Consider the following 516-nt stretch of genomic DNA (forward strand, 5'->3'; position numbering starts at 1 on the left):
ATGAAGATTGACATGAAAAAGACCAAAATTGTCTGCACCATCGGTCCGAAGACCGAATCCAAAGAAATGCTGGCCAAAATGCTGGACGCCGGCATGAACGTCATGCGCCTGAACTTCTCCCACGGTGACTACGCCGAGCACGGCAGCCGCATCAGCAACCTGCGCGCTGTGATGGCCGAGACCGGCAAGCACGCAGCGATCCTGCTGGACACCAAGGGTCCGGAAATCCGTACCATGAAGCTGGAAGGCGGCAACGACGTCGCGCTGGTCGCTGGCCAGACTTTCACCTTCACCACCGACCAGACCGTGGTTGGCAACAAAGACAAAGTGGCCGTGACCTATGCAGGTTTCGCCAACGATCTGCGCGTCGGCAACCGCATCCTGGTTGATGACGGCCTGATCGGTCTGGACGTTATCGAAATCACCGAGCGCGAAGTTATCTGTAAAGTGCTGAACAACGGTGACCTGGGCGAGAACAAAGGCGTTAACCTGCCGGGCGTCTCCATCAAGCTGCCG

1 protein-coding gene is annotated in these 516 nt (G+C 57.4%); it reads left to right on the top strand.

From position 1 onward, the window contains the following. Positions 1-12 precede the first annotated feature (12 nt). Positions 13-516, top strand: a 504-nt coding sequence (locus L972_RS11690; protein WP_047438404.1) for a pyruvate kinase, incomplete at its 3' end; no start/stop codon positions are given.

Origin of the sequence: Aeromonas sp. ZOR0001 (assembly GCF_000801015.1) — a bacterium.
GTDB classification, from domain to species: domain Bacteria; phylum Pseudomonadota; class Gammaproteobacteria; order Enterobacterales; family Aeromonadaceae; genus Aeromonas; species Aeromonas veronii.